Raw genomic sequence first — 3,383 nt, forward strand, 5'->3', positions numbered from 1 at the left:
GGGAAGGCTGGCGACGGAGGGCCCGGGCGGAGGTCCTTCCCCCGTTCACGGGGGAAGGTGCCCGAAGGGCGGATGGGGGAAGTCTTGCGAGAGGCTAGCCTCGGCATCGCGCCCGGAAGTGCCCCCCATCCGCCTGTCGGCATTTTCCCCCGCGCGCGGGGGAAGGCTCGGTGAGGGGGCTCAGTACGCGGGTTGCAGCCGCAGCCTCAGGGGACGTCGGCGGTCCAGGCGGTGCTGGAAAACTTTTCCTGGGCGAGCATCCCGGCCTGGGCCAGCTCGTCGGCTCGGAGCGAGCCGTCGCCCAGTCCGTGCAGGCGCCGGAAGGTGGCGATCATGTGGTCGATGATCGCCGCGCGTGCCAAGCCGGTCTGGCTGCGCAGCGGGTCGACGCGCTTGGCGGCGCTCTGCGTGCCCTTGTCGGAAAGCTTTTCGCGGCCGATGCGCAGCACCTGGAGCATCTTGGTTGCATCGATGTCGTAGGCCATCGTCACGTGATGCAGCACCGCGCCGCCGCGGTGCGCCTGCGCCGCGCCGGCGATCTTGCCGCCTTCGGAGGTGATGTCGTTCAGCGGCTGGTACCAGGCCTTGATGCCAAGCTCGCCCAGCGCCTCCAGCGTCCAGGCATCCATCCAGGCGTAGGCTTCCTGGAAGCTCATGCCCTTGATGAGCGACAGCGGCGCGTAGATCGAGTAGGTGATCGTGTTGCCCGGCTCGATGAACATCGCGCCGCCGCCGGAGACACGCCGGACCACTTCGATCCCATGACGCCGCGCGGCGTCGCCGTCGACTTCGTTGCGCAGCGACTGGAACCGCCCGATCACCACCGCGGGTCCGCCCCATTCCCAGATGCGCAGCGTGGGCGGCCGGCGGCCGGCGCCGACCTCGTGGGTCAGCACCTCGTCCAGCGCCATGTGCAGCGCGGGCGATTGCGGATCGGTGTGGATCAGGTGCCAGTCGTGATCGCGCCAGAGCGTGCGGGTCATGCTTCCGTTCCTTGGTCGATGGCGCGGCGCACCGCCACGGCGACGGCTTCGGGCGAGATGCCGTACATCATCACGCCGGGCGCGAGTTGCGCGCGGATGGCGGCGGCGAGCATGTGTTCGTCGGCGCCGGCGTCCTGGCCCTCCAGGGCGGCATCGATGGCGTGCAGCGCGTCGTCGGGCTCCAGGAAGAAGTCACCGCTCACCTGGACCCGGGCCAGGCAACCGCTCTCGATGGCCAGGTCGACCACGATCAGCTTGCCGCCGGGCATCTTGTATTCGCCGTGCATCCGCCGCTCCGGGCCTTGTCGCTGGCGGGCAAGGGTAATGCTTTTCTTCCCAAAGGATTGCGCCGGCGTACGCGTGCCGGCGGCAGGCCCTTGCGGTATGGCCGGCTAGCTTGCCGCAGAGGTGTTCAAGGCGACGGCGGCGCGAACGAGTGCCTCCAATGCCTGCTCGTCGATGTCGTCGCCTTCGTGGAAGTCGATGGCGCGCCGCGTGCTGCCCTCCAGGCTGGCGTTGAACAGACCCGCGGGGTCCGCCAGCCTGGCGCCCTTGGCGAAGGTCACCTTCACGGTGTCCCTGTATGTCTCGCCGGTGCAGAGCATGCCGCCCTGGGACCACACCGGGACGCCGCGCCATTTCCATTCCTCGACCGCCCCGGGGGCGGCCTGCCGGATGATCGCGCGGAGGCGAGCGAGCGTTTCGCCGCGCCAGTCCGCCAGTTCCTCGATGCGCGCGTCGATCTGCCGGAAGGGCGTGGACTCGGTCCGGGGCATGGGCGGCGTCCTCGGCATGGCGGTCAGCGCACCTCGTTGATGCGGACGTGGTTGCCCGCCGGATCGCGGAAGGCGCAGTCGCGCACGCCGTAGGGCTGTTCGGTCGGTTCCTGGATGACTTCGGCGCCGCTGGCTTCCAGGCGTGCGAAGGTCGCATCGAGATCGCGGCTGGCCAGGATGATCATGGCGAAGGTGCCCTTGGCCATCATCTCGCCGATGGTGCGACGCTCGTCATCGGTGAGGCCGGGCGTGGCGGCCGGCGGGTGCAGCACGATCGACGTGGCGGGCTGGCCGTGCGGGCCGACCGTGATCCAGTGCAGGCCGTTGTATTCGACCTCGTTGCGCACTTCGAAGCCGAGGGTGTCACGGTAGAAGGCCAGCGAGGCCTTCGGGTCGGTGTGCGGCAGGAAGGTGGAGTGGATGGTCAGATCCATGGCATTTGCTCCTGTGTGGGGAGCGCTCAGTCTAGGTGCGGCTCGCCGGCGGGTGCTTCTCGATTCCTGATCGGTCGCGTGACCTGCTTGGCCACGCATGAAGGGATGCCGGCGGTCGCCCCCGTTTCGCGTGTGCGGTAGGCACTGGGCGACATGCCCACCAGCTCGGTGAACCGCGTGCTGAAGGTGCCCAGCGAGGCGCAGCCGACGGTGAAGCAGACTTCGGTGACGCTGAGATCGCCACGACGCAACAACGCCATGGCGCGCTCGATGCGCCGGGTCATCAGGTAGGCATAGGGCGATTCGCCGTAGGCGAGCTTGAACTGGCGGCTGAGGTGGCCGGCCGACATGCCGATGCCGCTGGCGAGGGCCTCGACATCCAGCGGCTGCGCGTATTCGCGGTCGATGCGGTCGCGCACGCGGCGCAGGCGCGCAAGGTCGCGCAAGTGCGTAGCGGGGACGGAGGGGCCGGGCGGTGTCATCGCCCGAAGTGGAGCACAACGATGTGCGTGGGTGCCACCGTTGGGCGGTGGCGGGTCGAGCGTGTGGCCTGGGGTCCGGTGTGCGCCTGGCGGCCGTCAATGGCCGTCGTGGTGGAAGTGTCCGCTACCCGCACCGATCGAGACGCTGACGCCGCCGGTGGGATGGTCGCAGCTGCCGAACGCCTTGCTGAGGTTGACCGTGCCGCGCTGGTAGCTGCCGCCGACATGGCTGCCGCTCACCACGCCCATGCCGACGCTGCCGTGGATCTGCGGCTGGTTGTAGGTGGCGTCATCGCAGTCGTCGGTGGCGATGTCCTCGTCGGCGGCGGTGCGCCCGCTGTGGTCGCCGTAGTACACGCCCGGGGCGCTGGACGGCTTCGGTGCCGTGCTGGCCGGCGCGGGCAGGTCGCTGGGCGGGAGCTTGAGGTTGAGCGGCTGACCGGCGCTCTGCGCCCAGGCTGGCATGGCCAGCACGGTGGCGAGAAAGATGGCGGCGGGAAGCAGGGAGCGCATGGGGGATCCGGTCGGGCGGTGCCTGTATGAACGGGCGGGGCGCGGTCGCGTGTACCGGGGTTGGAGTGGTGGCGGGCGGGAAAGTTCGCCTCGGCACTTCCTCCTCTCCCTTCTGGGGAGCATCGCATTGAAGTGGCCTAATGACCTTGGACACCCGATAGGATGAATTTCCTACCGAGGTGACACGTGGCACGA

The 3,383-nt window shown here is 69.2% G+C and carries 6 protein-coding genes; all 6 read right to left on the minus strand.

The window, feature by feature from the left end; all coding sequences use genetic code 11:
• Positions 1–206: 206 nt before the first annotated feature.
• Positions 207–983, minus strand: a complete 777-nt coding sequence (locus tag J7I44_RS04270) for a lipoate--protein ligase family protein (protein WP_209616327.1) — start codon at positions 981–983, stop codon at positions 207–209.
• Positions 980–1,270, minus strand: a complete 291-nt coding sequence (gene lplB, locus J7I44_RS04275; protein ID WP_209616330.1) for a lipoate-protein ligase small subunit — start codon at positions 1,268–1,270, stop codon at positions 980–982. The genes J7I44_RS04270 and lplB overlap by 4 nt, the downstream gene beginning before the upstream one ends.
• 105 nt (positions 1,271–1,375) lie before the next feature.
• Positions 1,376–1,759, minus strand: coding sequence for a DUF1801 domain-containing protein (locus J7I44_RS04280; protein ID WP_209616333.1), 384 nt, complete (start codon positions 1,757–1,759; stop codon positions 1,376–1,378).
• 23 nt (positions 1,760–1,782) lie between these two features.
• Entirely contained in the window at positions 1,783–2,193 is a 411-nt protein-coding gene (locus J7I44_RS04285; RefSeq protein ID WP_209616335.1) for a VOC family protein, read from the minus strand.
• 26 nt (positions 2,194–2,219) lie between these two features.
• Positions 2,220–2,639 (minus strand): helix-turn-helix transcriptional regulator, encoded by a 420-nt coding sequence (locus tag J7I44_RS04290; protein ID WP_245187915.1) that lies wholly within the window; start codon positions 2,637–2,639, stop codon positions 2,220–2,222.
• A gap of 132 nt (positions 2,640–2,771) precedes the next feature.
• Complete coding sequence (locus tag J7I44_RS04295; protein WP_209616341.1) at positions 2,772–3,188, minus strand: hypothetical protein; 417 nt, start codon at positions 3,186–3,188, stop codon at positions 2,772–2,774.
• Positions 3,189–3,383 lie beyond the last annotated feature (195 nt).

Origin of the sequence: Frateuria flava, assembly GCF_017837635.1 — a bacterium.
GTDB classification, from domain to species: domain Bacteria; phylum Pseudomonadota; class Gammaproteobacteria; order Xanthomonadales; family Rhodanobacteraceae; genus Frateuria_A; species Frateuria_A flava.

Bases quoted from the DNA above. Each gene is read 5' to 3' on its own strand.
- J7I44_RS04270 (WP_209616327.1), bottom strand. From the start codon at position 983: ATGACCCGCACGCTCTGGCGCGATCACGACTGGCACCTGATCCACACC.
- lplB (WP_209616330.1), bottom strand. From the start codon at position 1,270: ATGCACGGCGAATACAAGATGCCCGGCGGCAAGCTGATCGTGGTCGAC.
- J7I44_RS04280 (WP_209616333.1), bottom strand. From the start codon at position 1,759: ATGCCCCGGACCGAGTCCACGCCCTTCCGGCAGATCGACGCGCGCATC.
- J7I44_RS04285 (WP_209616335.1), bottom strand. From the start codon at position 2,193: ATGGATCTGACCATCCACTCCACCTTCCTGCCGCACACCGACCCGAAG.
- J7I44_RS04295 (WP_209616341.1), bottom strand. From the start codon at position 3,188: ATGCGCTCCCTGCTTCCCGCCGCCATCTTTCTCGCCACCGTGCTGGCC.